At 70.0% G+C, this 14,822-nt stretch carries 12 protein-coding genes and 1 riboswitch; of the genes, 4 read left to right on the top strand and 8 right to left on the bottom strand.

Translation table 11 applies throughout. The annotated features are described in order from the left end of the window. Positions 1–96 precede the first annotated feature (96 nt). Both A6I89_RS22440 and A6I89_RS22435 read left to right on the top strand, forming a co-directional pair. On the top strand, positions 97–882 hold the full coding sequence (locus A6I89_RS22440; RefSeq protein WP_022593925.1) for an oxidoreductase: 786 nt from the start codon (positions 97–99) through the stop codon (positions 880–882). Positions 883–902: 20 nt separating this feature from the next. Beyond that, positions 903–1,661, top strand: a complete 759-nt coding sequence (locus A6I89_RS22435; protein ID WP_005515784.1) for a methyltransferase domain-containing protein — start codon at positions 903–905, stop codon at positions 1,659–1,661. Between the two features lie 10 nt (positions 1,662–1,671). Here the strand turns inward: A6I89_RS22435 and A6I89_RS22430 are convergent, their stop codons facing one another. The 4 genes from A6I89_RS22430 to A6I89_RS22415 form a co-directional block, all read right to left on the bottom strand. Next, entirely contained in the window at positions 1,672–2,307 is a 636-nt protein-coding gene (locus A6I89_RS22430; RefSeq protein WP_022593923.1) for an LLM class flavin-dependent oxidoreductase, read from the bottom strand. Positions 2,308–2,500: 193 nt separating this feature from the next. Then, positions 2,501–3,817 carry an aminotransferase class V-fold PLP-dependent enzyme gene (locus A6I89_RS22425; protein WP_022593921.1) on the bottom strand — a complete coding sequence of 439 codons (1,317 nt, stop codon included), beginning with the start codon at positions 3,815–3,817 and terminating at the stop codon, positions 2,501–2,503. A gap of 53 nt (positions 3,818–3,870) precedes the next feature. Then, positions 3,871–3,985, bottom strand: a riboswitch (SAM riboswitch). Positions 3,986–4,056: 71 nt separating this feature from the next. After that, a complete protein-coding gene (locus A6I89_RS22420) occupies positions 4,057–4,650 on the bottom strand; it encodes a DUF6596 domain-containing protein (protein ID WP_022593920.1) in 594 nt (197 codons plus the stop codon). 214 nt (positions 4,651–4,864) lie between these two features. Further along, positions 4,865–5,572 (bottom strand): YciI family protein, encoded by a 708-nt coding sequence (locus A6I89_RS22415; protein ID WP_022593918.1) that lies wholly within the window; start codon positions 5,570–5,572, stop codon positions 4,865–4,867. 152 nt (positions 5,573–5,724) lie between these two features. Here A6I89_RS22415 and A6I89_RS22410 point away from each other — a divergent pair, with 152 nt between their 5' ends. Beyond that, positions 5,725–9,714, top strand: a complete 3,990-nt coding sequence (locus A6I89_RS22410) for a Pls/PosA family non-ribosomal peptide synthetase (protein ID WP_390893133.1) — start codon at positions 5,725–5,727, stop codon at positions 9,712–9,714. Continuing rightward, positions 9,711–11,027: a M1 family metallopeptidase gene (locus tag A6I89_RS22405; protein ID WP_044990461.1), complete on the top strand. Its 1,317-nt coding sequence runs from the start codon at positions 9,711–9,713 to the stop codon at positions 11,025–11,027. The genes A6I89_RS22410 and A6I89_RS22405 overlap by 4 nt, the downstream gene beginning before the upstream one ends. Here A6I89_RS22405 and A6I89_RS22400 read toward each other — a convergent pair. From A6I89_RS22400 to A6I89_RS22385, 4 genes are read right to left on the bottom strand one after another with little or no spacing between them, the layout of a single operon-like run. After that, positions 11,013–12,278 carry an MFS transporter gene (locus tag A6I89_RS22400; RefSeq protein ID WP_022593912.1) on the bottom strand — a complete coding sequence of 422 codons (1,266 nt, stop codon included), beginning with the start codon at positions 12,276–12,278 and terminating at the stop codon, positions 11,013–11,015. The genes A6I89_RS22405 and A6I89_RS22400 overlap by 15 nt on opposite strands. Beyond that, the gene (locus tag A6I89_RS22395) at positions 12,275–12,928 is read right to left on the bottom strand and encodes a GntR family transcriptional regulator (protein WP_022593910.1); all 654 of its coding nucleotides are present in this window, start codon (positions 12,926–12,928) and stop codon (positions 12,275–12,277) included. Before A6I89_RS22395 ends, A6I89_RS22400 begins: the two co-directional genes overlap by 4 nt. Positions 12,929–12,973: 45 nt before the next feature. After that, a complete protein-coding gene (locus tag A6I89_RS22390) occupies positions 12,974–13,795 on the bottom strand; it encodes an ABC transporter ATP-binding protein (RefSeq protein ID WP_022593908.1) in 822 nt (273 codons plus the stop codon). Then, a complete protein-coding gene (locus A6I89_RS22385) occupies positions 13,792–14,481 on the bottom strand; it encodes a FadR/GntR family transcriptional regulator (protein WP_022593906.1) in 690 nt (229 codons plus the stop codon). The genes A6I89_RS22390 and A6I89_RS22385 overlap by 4 nt, the downstream gene beginning before the upstream one ends. Between the last annotated feature and the right edge of the window lie 341 nt (positions 14,482–14,822).

The following is a 14,822-nucleotide window of genomic DNA, read 5'->3' as shown; positions in this document are numbered from 1 at the left end:
GCTCGCGCACCTGTCGTCGCGAAGAGCGCCCTCTGGCTCGGCAGGACGCCGGTAGCATGGGATCCGACACCGTCCGATCCACAGGATCAAGAAGTGATGGACCTGCATCTGGCCGGGAAGACCGTCGTGGTCACGGGCGCGAGCAAGGGCATCGGGCTGGCGGTGACGCGCGCATCGGCATCCGAGGATTGCCACGTCGTCGCCGGATCTCGCACTCGCACTCCCGAACTCGAATCGCTGGAGGCCCAGGGAAATGTGACGTTCGTGCCGTGTGACCTGTCCACGGCGGAGGGCCCGGTCACGCTGGTCGAGGCTGCGGCCGAACGCGGCGGAGTGGACATCCTGGTCAACAACGCCGGGGCGGTCACGCCACGCACCGGTGGTTTCACGAGCGTCTCCGACGAGGACTGGATCGCGTCTCTGTCGGTGACGTTCCTGTCCGCGGTGCGCACCACCCGTGCGGCGCTCCCCCAGATGGTTCGCCGCGGCGGCGGAGCCGTCGTCACCGTCAGCTCGGTCAACGCGTTTCTTCCGGATCCCGGGGTGGTGGACTACTGCGCGGCGAAGGCCGCGCTCACCAACTTCTGCAAATCGCTGTCCAAAGAGGTTGCCGGCCAGAATATCCGGGTCAACACCGTCAGTCCGGGGCCGGTGACGACGGCGCTGTGGCTGGCCGAGGACGGGGTGGCGTCCACCGTCGCGCGTGTCAGTGGCAGCAGCGCCGAAGCGGTCGTCGAGGCCGCCGCCGCCGGCTCCGAGACCGGACGATTCACCCGCCCGGACGAGGTGGCCGATCTGGTGCTGTTCCTCGCCAGTGATCGCTGCAGCAACGTCACCGGAGCCGACTTCGTCATCGACGGCGGACTGATCAAAACCCTCTGATCTCTGGGAAACTCGTTGTCATGGAGCGCACATTCGACGAATTGGTCGCCGAGGCGGAGGCCGCCCCGACGGAGGGCTGGGAATTCTCGTGGCTCGACGGGCGAGCCACCGAGGAGCGCCCGACCTGGGGTTACCAGCGTCTGCTGGGTGCGCGTCTCGCGCGAGCGTCGGCCGCGCTCGACATCGAGACCGGAGGCGGAGAGGTCCTCGCCGGCGCGGGGGCGATCGCTCCCACCACGGCCGCGACGGAATCGTGGCCGCCCAACCTCGCGAAGGCCACCGAGATGCTGCACCCGCTCGGCGTGGTGGTGGTGCACGCGTCGGACGAGCCGCCACTACCGTTCGCGGACAACGCTTTCGATCTGGTCAGCAGTCGCCACCCCAACGTCGTCTCGTGGCCGGACATCGCCCGTGTGCTCGCCCCCGGCGGCACCTATCTGGCACAACACGTGGGGCCGGCGAGCGCCTTCGAACTCACCGAGTACTTCCTCGGTCCGCAGCCCGAGGCGCGAGAACTGCGACATCCGGACACGGCCGTCGCAGAGGCGCACGCCGCCGGACTCGAGGTCGTGGATCTGCGGTTCGAGCGACTACGCATGGAGTTCTTCGACGTCGGCGCGGCGATCTATTTCCTGCGCAAGGTGATCTGGATCGTCCCCGGCTTCACCGTCGACGCCTACCGTGGCCGGTTGCGGGACCTCGACCGGCGGATCCGAGCGGAGGGGTCGTTCGTCGCCCACTCCACCCGGTTCCTCATCGAGGCCCGCAAACCGGGCTGACGGGGCGAACTCAGGACGCGCGAGCAGGGCGAATCCGCCCGAACCGGGAAAGCGCCTCGTCGACGGCGTCCGACGCGATCGCCAAGCCACGACGCTCCAGCCAGGGCATGGTTCCGTCCACTATGCGCTCGAGCACCTTGGGGAGGGCGAGCGGCAGCAGTGTGACGCCGTCCGCTACGTCGGCGGCACGGATGTCGGCGAGCAGGCTCCCGAGTCCCTCCGCGGTCCCTACGTACGTCAGCGACGACGACTGGTGCGGCACCCCGAGAGTCTCGTCGAGCAGTGCCAGTTCGGTACGCGCGCTTCGCGAATCGGGCGCGATCAGGACCTCGATGTCGACGAGGACGGTGACGCTGTTCGGATCCCGCCCCTCGGCGGCGACCTCGGCGCGGATCCGTTCGCGGGCCTGCTGCGCGTCGCGCAGATCCGCAGCCTGGATGCGCTGCACCACGGCGGGCCGGGCGGCGAGGTCGAGGATGTCGGGGCCGACGGTCAGGTCGACCCAGTAGTCGGGCCCGGTGAGCGGGACGTTGCCGGCGATCCGCGCTGCGGCGGGATGATGCCCGGCACCGGTCAGTTCGACGGCCACCCGCAGCGGACGCCGCGGGGCGATGGACGGGACGGAGGCGAAAACGGAGTGGGGCATGACGAACTCCTCGGGAGAAGACAGCTGATGGAGGGCGCGGGGCGTCAGCGCGTACAACTGTCCGAGGAGGTGCGGCACAGATCGACATGACGGCGGGACCACTGCCCGTGCGTGTGCGTCGACTGCATGCGCGTCACGCTATCCCCCGATCCTGTCCCCCACCACAGTTCGAATCAGACCGATTCCGAGACGGTCAGACGCACTCGGCGGCACCGTCGGTGCTGCTGGAGAAGCCACGCGTCTCCGGAACCGGGTTCCACAGGCCGTCGGTCTTGCCGTAGTTCCACGTCTGCTCGCCGGCGACCAACTGGCGGACGGCGGCGATCAGCCGCTCGACGTCGTCGGAGCCGGTGCCCAGGCCGAGGCTGGCGCGCACCGCACCGCCGGCGTGACCGATGCGGTTGAGCAGCGGGTGGGCGCAGAATCGGCCGTCGCGCACACCGATGCCGTGCTCGGCTGACAGATATGCGGCGATCTGACCGGGCTCGTAGCCGTCGATGGTGAAGGTGACGATGCCGACGCTGTCCGGGGCGTCCGACCACAGGCGCAGCAACTGCACGCCGTCGATCTCCGCGAGCCCCTCCGCGAGACGGGAGGCGAGCACCTGCTCGTGTTCGACCACCTTGTCGAAGTCCAACGCGGCCAGCGCATCACACGCAGCAGCGAGCGCCGCGACACCGAGGACGTTGGGGCTGCCGGCCTCGTGGCGGGCCGGGGCCGGGGCCCAGCAGGTCTCGTCGACGGTCACCTCGCGCACGGCGCCGCCACCGGCAAGGTAGGGCTCGGCCTCGTCGAGCCAGTCCCGACGGCCGACCAGGACGCCGGCCCCGAACGGCGCGTACAGCTTGTGCCCGGAGAACGCCAGGTAGTCGACACCGCTCTCGGCCAGGTTCACGCGGCGGTGCGGAGTGAGCTGTGCGCCGTCGACGAGGATGCGGGCACCACAGCGGTGGGCGACCTCGGCGAGTTCGGCGATCGGGAGGACCTCGCCGGTGACGTTGGAGGCGCCGGTGATCGCGAGGAGGGCAGCGGGCTTGGCGCACAGCTCTGCGACGATGCGGCGGATGGTCTCGGCCACCGTGTCGGCGGCCTCGACGACGCGAGAGTTCTTCCACGGCAGGAAGTTCGCGTGGTGCTCGATGTCGAGGACCACGACGTCGCCGGGAACACAGCTGGCGAGCAGGTTGAGTGAATCGGTGGTGTTGCGGGTGAAGACCACGACCTGGTCGGTGTCGGTGCCGACGAAGCTCTCGACGGATCCTCGGGCGTTCTCGTAGGCCTCGGTGCTCACCCGCGAGGCGTAGCCGGCACCGCGGTGGACGCTGGCGTAGAAGGGCAGCAGCTCCTGGACGCGGTCCGTGACCTGCGACAGCGCCGGGGCGCTGGCTGCGTAGTCGAAGTTTGCGTAAACGCAGGTTCCACCCCCGACGAGCGGAACCTGCAAGTCACAGCCGGACACCCGGGCGATCGGAGCGGTGGCGCAGGCGTCGGCGGTCAGTACAGCGGTCATCACAAATCCTTCGAGTCCTGGGACTCGTCGGCAGTGAAAGTCGACGCCATCGGAGTCCGCGCTTGCCATGTCCTTGTGGACCATGACCTGGTCGTCACCCGGAGCACCCCACCGCGGTTGGAGGGTTGCCGACCAGCTAGCCGGGGCTTGACGCTGGTACTCGTGACCTGGCAACGAGAATGGCAGAGCCGTCCTCGCGATGTCAACCCACCGTCAACCCTTCGAACATGAGACGGTGGTCACACCTGGGTCGCCTCCTGCGGCCGCCCGGCCCGCCGCAGGAGATCGGCGCGAAACGCCGCCACCACGTGCTCGAGCCGATACGCGCCGGGGGTCCCCAACTCGTCGACCACCCGCAGCCCGACGTCGGGTCCGTCCCGAAAACTCACCGCCACAGCATGATTGATTCGCACTGCCGGAGATTCCCGCAGTGCCGGCAGCCGGTCGTACGCGCCGACGATGCCGACCCAGTCGGTGTCCGCGAAGGTCGGTGCGACAGCGTGCGCGGCGGCGATCGACGCCTCGATCGCATACCGTCCGCCGCCACTCTCACCGGCAACGGTCATGCACGCCAAGCCTTCCGCGATCCGCTCGCGGTTCCATCGACCGCGGTTCTGCTCGTCGAGCGGCACCGCCCGTCCGGTCGCGTCGACACGGGTGTCACGCCGGCTGTCCTGCAGGCACATCAGGGCCGACAGGCCCCACACCTCGGGCTCCGCGGGCACGAGTTCGCACAGCAGACGCCCTAGCCGCAGCGCCTCGTCGCACAGCTCGGCCCGGACCGCGGATTCCCCCGCCGTCGCCGAGTAGCCTTCGGTGAAAACGAGATACACGCAGGCGAGGACGATGGGGCGTCAACGCCACCTGTGACTCCGCGGACAGCGCCGGGTGGCAGCACGTGAAGATCAACCGCAACTGGTCGTCCGCGACGGACGGCATCTCCTCGTCGACCTCCTCGAACTTCTGCCGGAACACGTCCACCTCGCGGTCGCCGCGCAGCCGTTCGGGCGCGTGAGATCCACCGTCGCCACCTCGGCCGTGCCTCGGTCAGCCGGCAACGATCTGCCGGAGTTCGACGCACCCCTTGGATCCGACCGGAATCTGCGAGGCGAGCGCGATCGCCGCGTCCCGGTCGGGAGCGGACAGCACGTAGATACCGTTCGCGATCTCGTCGGCCTCGGTGAACGGTCCGTCGGTCAGCAGTATCTCCCCGTCGCGCAGCCGCACGGTCGTCGCCGACGCCGGCGGGAACAGTGCGCCGGATCCCTTGATTCGGTCGCCCGCGATCTCAACGAACCGCTTGTGCTCGGTCACCCGCGTCTCCCATTCGGCCGATCCGGGTTCGTTCGCGGCTCCGGACGGTTCGCGCAGCAGTGCGGCCCACCACGTGTCCATCGGCTCGTCCTGGGAGTTCCAGAACACCATCGGCCACAACTCGACGTGCCCGGTCGAGACCTCGGGAATCTGCCGCACCATGCTCAGCGCGGCGTCCAGGTCGGCGGCGTCGAACACGTAGTAGCCGCCGACCACCTCCGTGACCTCGGCGAACGGCCCGTCCGTCACCACCGCGTTCCCGCCGCCGTCGTGCCGGATCGTCGCGGCCTCCGAACCCGGATACAGCCCGCCACCTGCGACGGCCTCCTGCGCCCTGGTCCAGAACTCCTGATGCCGCTGCATCGACGCGGCGTACTCGTCGGTCCCGGGTACCGACGCGGGTCCGCCCTCCTCGGCGGCGAGCAGTGCCAAGTAGTACATGTCGTCATCCTCCCTCCGACGCGGGGCCGAGTACCCCGCTTTCGTCAACACGACGTGCGGGGGCGCGCCGATTTCGACACATCCGGGGGAGAATCTCCGGGAAGAAGCGATTCGCCCGGCCGGGCGGGTGTTCATCCTCCGGACACCTGGACGTGAGAGAACCTGATGTCCGCCCGACCAGGCACAGAGAGGGACGTCCCGGATTGTCTGCCCAGCAAGCAACAGACCAGTCGGACCAGCAGTTGTCGCACCGGATACCCGCCGAGTTCCTGCGGGCGGGCCTCGCGCCCGCACCCCGCACCCTCGTCGACATCCTCGAGGCGACGGCCGCGCAACACCCGGACGCGACCGCGATCGACGACGGCGCGGCCCCCCTCACCTATCGCGAGTTGCTCGCAGAGATCGATGCCGGCGCCCGCGGCCTCGCGGACGCAGGAGTGGGCGCGGGCGACCGGGTCGGCGTGCGGATGCCGTCGGGTTCGCGCGATCTGTACGTGGCGATCCTGTCGGTCCTGGCGGCCGGCGCGGCGTACGTGCCGGTCGACGCGGACGACCCCGACGAGCGCGCCGAGTTGGTGTTCGGGGAGGCCCGGGTGGCGGCGATCCTCACCGCCGACGGCGTGCGGCCCGGCACCGCCCCCCGCCGCACGGAGGTGCCGCAGGTCCGCCCGCCCACCCCCGACGACGACGCCTGGATCATCTTCACCTCGGGTTCCACAGGCACCCCGAAGGGTGTCGCGGTCACGCACCGCAACGCCGCCGCATTCGTCGACGCGGAAGCACGAATGTTCCTGCAGGGCAATCCGATCAACCCCCGCGACCGGGTGTTGGCGGGGCTGTCGGTGGCGTTCGACGCGTCGTGCGAGGAGATGTGGCTGGCGTGGCGGCACGGCGCCACGCTGGTGCCCGCACCACGCTCGCTGGTACGCAGCGGCATGGATCTCGGACCGTGGCTGGTCTCCCGCGACGTCACGGTCGTCTCCACCGTTCCGACGCTCGCTGCCCTGTGGCCGGCGGAGGCACTCGAGGCGGTGCGGCTGTTGATCTTCGGCGGCGAGGCGTGCCCGCCGGAGCTCGCCGAACGTCTCGCCGTCCCCGGCCGCGAGGTGTGGAACACGTACGGCCCCACCGAGGCCACCGTCGTCGCGTGCGGAGCGCGCATGAACGGCACCGGTCCGGTCCGGATCGGCCTGCCGCTCGACGGTTGGGATCTGGCGGTGGTGGACGCGTCCGGTGAACCGGTCGCCGAAGGAGAGGTCGGCGAGCTCGTCATCGGCGGCGTCGGGCTGGCCCGGTATCTCGATCCGGCGAAGGACGCCGAGAAGTACGCCCCGATGCCGACGCTCGGCTGGGACCGCGCGTACCGCAGCGGCGACCTGGTCCGCCTCGACACCTCCGGTCTGCTGTTCCAGGGCCGCGCCGACGACCAGGTCAAGCTCGGCGGACGCCGCATCGAACTCGGCGAGGTCGACAACGCGCTGCAGCACCTTCCCGGTGTCAGTGGCGCCGCCGCCGCGGTCCGCAAGACGGCGGCCGGGACATCGGTCCTCGTCGGCTACCTCGCCAGCACCGACCCCGACTTCGACCTGAAGGCGGCTCGCGACCAGCTGGCCGAGCAGCTACCGGCCGCCCTGGTCCCCCGACTCGCGCTGGTCGACGAACTCCCCACCCGCACGTCCGGCAAGGTCGACCGCAACGCGTTGCCGTGGCCGCTGCCCGGCGCGGCGGAGGATCCGGGCGAAGCACTGGGCCTCGACGGCACCGCGGCCTGGGTCGCGGGTCTGTGGGCGTCGATCCTCGGCGCGAGCATCACCGGACCCGGCGACGACTTCTTCGAGCTCGGCGGCGGATCGCTGTCCGCGGCCCAACTGGTGACGGCGCTGCGCGAGCGCTTCCCCGAGGTGACCGTCGCGCAGTTGTACGACCATCCGCGGCTGGGCTCCCTCGCCGCCTTCCTCGACGAACTCTCCCCCGCCGCGAGTACCGCGCCCCGGCATGTCGCACCGATGTCCCGCCGTGCTCAGGCCGCCCAGATCGCGGTCACGGTGCCGCTCATGACGCTCACGGGACTGCAGTGGGTGACGTGGCTGGCGATCACCGGAAACGTGCTGGCGTGGTTCGACGTCGACTGGGCGCCGACACTGTCCTGGTGGTGGGTGGCGCTGGCGTTCGTCCTCTTCATCACCCCGCTCGGCCGGATGACCATCGCGGTCGCCGGGGCTCGGCTGTTGCTGCGCGGCCTGGAACCGGGCACGTACCGGCGCGGCGGCCCCGAACACCTGCGCCTGTGGATCGCGCTGCGACTCGTGGAGGCCAGCGGCGCCGACAATCTGTCCGGCGCGCCGTGGATGCTGTACTTCGCCCGCGCCCTCGGCGCGAGGGTGGGCCGCGGCGTCGACCTGCACACTCTGCCGCCGGTCACCGGCATGCTCGTGCTCGGCGACGGCTGCTCGGTGGAGCCCGAGGTGGACCTGTCGGGGCACTGGATCGACGGCGACGTCGTACACATCGGCGAGATCCGGATCGGCGCCGGTGCCGCCGTCGGCGCCCGGTCGACACTGCTGCCGGGCGCACGGATCGGCCGGGGCGCCGAGGTCGCACCGGGCTCCGCGGTGTTCGGGAAGGTCAAGGCGGGCCAGCACTGGGCCGGATCGCCCGCCGTCAAGGTCGGCAAGGCCACGCACCCGTGGCCGGATCACCCGCCGCGCCGCGCCGCGCACTGGGTACCGATCTTCGGTGTCACCTCCGTCGTCCTGGCGGGCATGCCGATCTTCGGTCTGGCCGCCGGTCTGCTCCTCGTCGGCCTGCGGGTCCGCGGCGCCGCCGATCTCGGCGACGCCTTCCGGCGCGCGCTGGTGATCCTGCCGGTGGCGACACTGGCGAGTCTGTTCGTCTTCGCGGCACTGACGGTGATCGCCGTGCGCCTGCTGTCGATCGGGCTGACCGAGGGCTACCACCCGGTCCGCAGCCGGGTGGGCTGGCAGGCGTGGGCCACCGAGCGCCTCATGGATTCGGCGCGGACGTTCCTGTTCCCGCTGTACGCGAGTCTGCTGACGCCGCTGTGGTTGCGACTGCTGGGCGCCAAGGTGGGCCGCGACACCGAGATCTCCACGGCTCTCGTGCTGCCCAAGTTCACCACCGTCGCGGACGGCGCGTTCCTCGCCGACGACACCATGGTGGCGAGCTACGAACTCGGCGGCGGCTGGATGCGCATCGAACCCGCCAAGGTCGGCAAGCGTGCGTTCCTGGGCAACTCCGGCATGGCCGGTCCCGGCCGACGGGTCCCCAAGAACGGGCTCGTCGCGGTGCTGTCGGCCGCTCCGAGCAAGGCCAAGTCGGGGTCGTCGTGGCTGGGCAGCCCGCCGGTCCGGTTGCGCAGGGCCGCCACCGAGTCCGACGCGTCCCGCACCTTCGAGCCGCCGCTGCGGCTGAAGGTCGCCCGCGCGTTCGTCGAGACGTGCCGACTGATCCCGGTGATGGTGACGTTCGGGATCGGCCTCGGGGTCCTGTTCACGCTGGCGTGGCTGGTCTCGGTGGGCGGTTTCCCGCTCGCCGCTGTGTGCGGCGGCGTGGTCCTGATGCTCGCGGGCGCCGTGGCGGGCGCGGTGTCGGTGGCCGCGAAGTGGCTCGTCGTCGGCCGGATCGGCGCCGTCGAGCATCCGCTGTGGAGTTCTTTCGTATGGCGCAACGAGGTGTCCGACGCGTTCGTCGAGACCGTCGCCGCCCCGTGGTTCGCGCGCGCCGCGAACGGCACGGCCGTCATGAACGTGTGGCTACGCGGTCTCGGCGCGACCATCGGCCGCGGCGTGTGGTGCGAGACGTACTGGCTGCCCGAGGCCGACCTGGTGACGCTCGGTGACGGCGCCACCGTCGAACGAGGGTGCGTCGTGCAGACGCACCTGTTCCATGATCGGATCATGTCCATGGACACCGTCACGTTGGGCGCGGGCGCCACCCTCGGCCCGCACTGCGTCGCGCTGCCTGCCGCCGGACTCGGCGACGGCGCCACCGTGGGCCCCGCGTCGCTCGTCATGCGCGGCGACGTCGTCCCGGCGTCCACCCGATGGCAGGGTAATCCGATTGCGCCGTGGAACGACTCGATGCCGTGGAACGATTCGGCGGCCGACGGAGCCGCAAGGTGAAGCCCGGCAAGACGTCCGAGGGGCCGCTCGACCCCTACCTGCCGCGGAACGGCAACCGCGGCTACCGGGTGTCCCGGTACGACCTCGAACTCACCTACAAGGTGCACAGCAACCGACTGTCCGGCAAGGCCACGATCACCGCGACCACCACCGACGTGCGCCCCCGCGTCTCGCTGGACCTCGCGCCGACGATGCAGGTGGCCAAGCTGTCGGTGAACGGACGCCGCGTCGCGAAGTACACCCACCGCGACGGGAAGCTCACGATCGCGCCGGCGCAGAAGATCCCGGCCGGCGGCGTGCTCACGATCTCCGTGCAGTACTCGGGCAACCCGCAACCGATCGTGACCGAGTGGGGCGACGTCGGCTGGGAGGAACTCACCGAGGGCGCACTCGTGGCGAGCCAGCCCAACGGCGCGCCGTCCTGGTTTCCGTGCGACGACCACCCGAGTTGCAAAGCCAGCTACCGCATCTCGATCACCACCGATTCGCCGTATCACGCCCTCGCCAACGGCAAACTCGTCCGCAAGCAGACCAAGGCCAGCCACACCACGTGGGTGTACGAACAGACCGAGCCGATGTCGACGTACCTGGCGACGCTGCAGATCGGCCCGTACGAGCGCCGACGCGTCGGCCACGGCCGGGTCCCGATCCACGCCGTGCATCCCCCCGATCTGCGTGACCGGTTCGACCACGACTTCGGCCGGCAGCCGCAGATGATGGAGGTCTTCGAGAAGCTCTTCGGCCCTTACCCGTTCGAGGACTACTCCGTAGTCGTCACCGGCGACGACCTGGAGATCCCGATCGAGGCGCAGGGCCTGTCGATCTTCGGCGCCAACCACTGCGACGGCCGACGGGGCTCGGAACGTCTGGTCGCCCACGAACTCGCGCACCAGTGGTTCGGCAACAGCCTCACGCTCGGGCAGTGGAAGGACATCTGGCTGCACGAGGGTTTCGCCTGCTACGCCGAATGGTTGTGGTCGGAGAACTCCGGCGGGCCCGACGCCCACACCCACGCCGCGCAGGCGCATCGAGGTCTGGCCGGCAAGCCGCAGGACATCCTGCTCGGCGACCCCGGACCGGAACTGATGTTCGACGACCGCATCTACAAGCGCGGCGCCCTCACACTGCACGCGCTGCGGCAGCACCTCGGGGACGACGCATTCTTCGGCCTGTTGCAGCAGTGGACCGCGAAGTATCGGCACGCGACGGTGTCCACCGAGCAGTTCACCGATCTGGCAGCGCATTTCACCGACAGGCCGCTGCGGGCGCTGTGGGACAGCTGGCTCGGGGCGAAACCGCTACCCGCGCTCTGACACCTCGGGCAGGTGCCGGCGCCACTTGACGAGGACCAGCACCAGGCTGGCTGCGGCGACCACAGCACCGAACACGAACATCATCGGATAGGTCAGCGAGGTGGTGGATTCGGCGATCATCGCCATCACGGCCGGCACCGCGAAGCCGAGGTAGCTCAGCGAGTAGAACACGGCGGTGAGTCCGGCCAGATCGTCCGGGCCGGCGATCCGCTGGATCTCCTGCAGACCCGACACCAGCGCCAGTCCGTAACCGCAGCCCAGGATCGCGGCCGCGATCATCGACATGGGCACAGTCAGCACGTTCGATGCGACGGCCGCCACCGACATTCCCAGCACGAGCACCGCGAGAGCGACCGCGACGGCACGGGCGTTCGACGGGGTGTCGATCCTGCGGCCGACGGCCTGGATCGCGAAGCCGGATCCGAGCCCGATCATGCACAGCAACGCCGAGAACGCCACGGGGGCACTGCCGCTGCGGCCGGTCATGAGCGCCGGCATCACGGCGTACGCGGATGCGGCCGCCCCGAACACCCACGGCGCGACCGGCGCGACGACGTACAGGAAGCGCCGGTGCCCCACGGCGGGAATCTTCAGATCCCGCGCCAGCGAACGACGCTCGGCCTTCGGTACTGCGGGCCGGGTCTCCGGCGCCCGCAGCAGCGCGAGGCCCGCCGCCAGTGACAGCGCCGAATGAACCAGGTACGCAAGCGCACTGGGCCACGGCGCCCACTGCGCCAGGATACCGGCCACACCTGCACCGATGCCGAAACCGGCCGTCAGGCTCATCGCGGCACGGCGGGCACCGGCCCCCGGCCGGGCAGCCGGATCGCGATCCGGTGTGGACAGTTCCTTGAGCCAGCTCCCGCCGACGGCCATCCCCAGCCCCAGCGCGACACCCGACAACACGCGTCCGACGATCAGCCACGCCGCCGAGTCCGGCCCCGTCGCCAGCACCAGTGAACCGGCGACCGCGATGAACGGCGCGGGAATCATCAGCGGACGCCGCCCCAACCGGTCCGACAGCGGACCGCCGATCAGCAGCGCCGGCACGATGCCGAGCACGTACGCGAACAGGAAGGTGTCGACCACCACCTGGGTGAAGCCGTGGTCCAGTTTGTACATCACCAGCAGGGGCGTGAACTCGTTGCCGCCCCACGCGACCGCGAACATCCCCGCCGCGACCAGCGTCCAGTGCCGCAGGCGGGCGGCGGAGCGCGGGTCGACGACTGCGTCTTCCCTGACGGCTGTCATCGCCGGCTCCCCTCTCCGAGCGCGTGGACCTCTCGCATGTGGCGGCGGACCGCGGCCGCGAAGCCGGCCGCGTCGCCGGCCGCGATCAGGTCCGTCAGCCGGGAGTGGTCCTCGACGATCTTGGTGATCTGTTCCGGGTCCCGAGCGAGCGACGACGCCGTCATCCGGCGCTGACGCTCCCGCAGGCCGTCGTAGAAAGTCTCGAGCAACGGGTTTCCTCCCGCACGCACAAGCGTCCGATGGAAGTCCGCGTCGAGCGCACTGAACTGCGGCGCGTCGCCGCCTGTCGACACCAGCTCGCGCTGGCGCACCAGGTTCTCCCGTAGTGCCGCGACCAGCGCATCCCGCGCCCGCGGGTTCGACGCGACGGCCTCCACCGCATGCACCTCGACGAGCAGGCGGGCATCGACGACGTGCTCGGCCTCACCGTCGGCGATCGGAACGATCAACGCACCACGCTTCGGGTACAAGCGCATCCAACCTTCGGCCTCGAGTCGCAGGAAAGCTTCTCGCACCGGCGTTCGGCTCGATCCCATGCGCGACGCGATCTCGCCCTCGCTGATCAGCTCGCCGCCCGGCAGTGCGCCGGACAGGATCAGTTCCTTGACCTCGCGGTAGGCCGACTCGGCTGCTGAGTACAACTTAGACACAAGATGTATTTATACGCCTTGCGAAAGATCTGCCTGCGGGCGGGGTCAGTCCGCGGACGGCGGGACGGCCGTGCGGGACTGCGCGGAATACCGGCCGCCGTGGCGCACGATCTTGATGGGGTGGTCGAAGCACTCACTGATGCGCGCGGTGGTGATCACCGACTCCGCATCCCCCTGCGCGGTGATGCGACCTTCCCGAATCAGCACAGCGTGCGTGGTCGTGGTCGGGATCTCCTCGATGTGGTGCGTGACGAGAATGCTCGCCATCAACGGGTGCTGCGCCCGCATCTCGTCGAGCGCGGTGAGAAGTTGCTCGCGGGCCGCGAGGTCGAGGCCGGTGGCCGGCTCGTCGAGGAGCAGCACCGGCGGATCGGGCATCAGCGCCCGCGCGATCAACGCCCGGCCGCGTTCGCCCTGAGACAGAACGGGCCAGCGTGCCTCGATACGCGACGTCATTCCCATCATCGCGATCAGTTCCGCGGCCCGCGCCCGGTCCGCGTCGGTCGGCTGCCACCGCTGCGCGAACTCGGGAGTGTTCGTCAGTCCGGTGAGCACGACGTCGTGCACCGTCAGCGGACGCTCGATCGCGTGCCGCGGATTGACGTGCCCGATGTGCGATCGCAGCTCACGCATGTCCACCCGGCCGAGCCGATGCCCCAGCACGTGGACCGTTCCATGGGTGGGATGCGTGACGGCACCGAGCAGACTCAGCAGCGTGCTCTTGCCGGCTCCGTTGGCGCCCAGGAGCACCCAGTGCTGCCCCTGCTCGATGCGGACGTCGATGCTGCTGAGGATCTTTCGCCCGTCGCGGATCAGATCGACGCCCTCGGTGCTCAGCACCACCTTGTCATCCGTACCGGTACTCACTGGCCGTTCCTTCCGTCACGCAGGCTCGCGATCATAGGGTCGAGGTTTGCTGTCGTCGCGTCGACCGCGGCCGCACCGTCCCCGAGCTCCAGCGCGGCGACGAGGCGGTCGTGGGCGCCGCCGGTGTCCGGCAGCGCCGGTTCGTTCTCCACCATGTCGACCAGAGCGGCGTGGAGAACAGGCCGAACCGAGTCGAACAATGCCGTGAGTACCGAATTGCCGGCGAGCACGACGACGGATCTATGGAAGTCGAGATCCGCCGACACGAACTCGGAGGCACTCGCGGACCGGCTCGCGTGCCGTTCCTCGACCTGCCGGCGGAGGTCGGCCAGAGCCTCAGAGTGGCCGCGCTCGGCGGCCAGCCGCGCCGCCTCGACTTCGAGGGCACGACGGACCTCCAGCACCTCGAGAACCCGGGAACGGCGCAGCAGCTGCTCGAGTGCCGCCGCGGCAGGCGGCTCTGCGACGAATGTTCCGACGCCGTGCCGGACGTCGAGCCACCCGTCCCGCGCCAGCAGACGCACCGCCTCCCGAACCGACGAACGCCCCACCCCGAGTTCCGCGGCCAACTCCGCCTCGCTGGGCAGCCTACGGCCCACCGGCCATTCACCGGAGTCGATCCGCCCGCGCAGAACCTGCTCGAGCTGCGGCACCAACGGCCCGTTTCGCAGCATCTGTCCGGCCATCACCGTCACCTCCCACAGGGAGTCTACAGACCTCAGACGTCTGATCTCATTTGGTCGCCCTCGGCAGAGAGCAGGGCCGACGGGCTCCGTTCCAGATCAACGAGAAGCACTGACCGTCGACGGCGAGGGCCGCGCCCGACGCTGTCGTGGCGGGCTTCCTGGATTTCTGGCGTCTTCGAATCCTGCACTCGTGTGTGCCGGCGGTATCGCGCGTGGATCGGTGAAAGAGGTGCTGAAATGCCGGAAGGCCCCCACCAATGCTGGTGGGGGCCTTCCGGTTAACGGGTGTTCGGCGGTGTCCTACTCTCCCACACCCTGTCGAGTGCAGTACCATCGGCGCT

Origin of the sequence: Prescottella equi (assembly GCF_002094305.1) — a bacterium.
In the GTDB taxonomy this organism is placed as follows: domain Bacteria; phylum Actinomycetota; class Actinomycetes; order Mycobacteriales; family Mycobacteriaceae; genus Prescottella; species Prescottella equi.
This window is presented reverse-complemented; position numbering and strand designations above follow the sequence as displayed.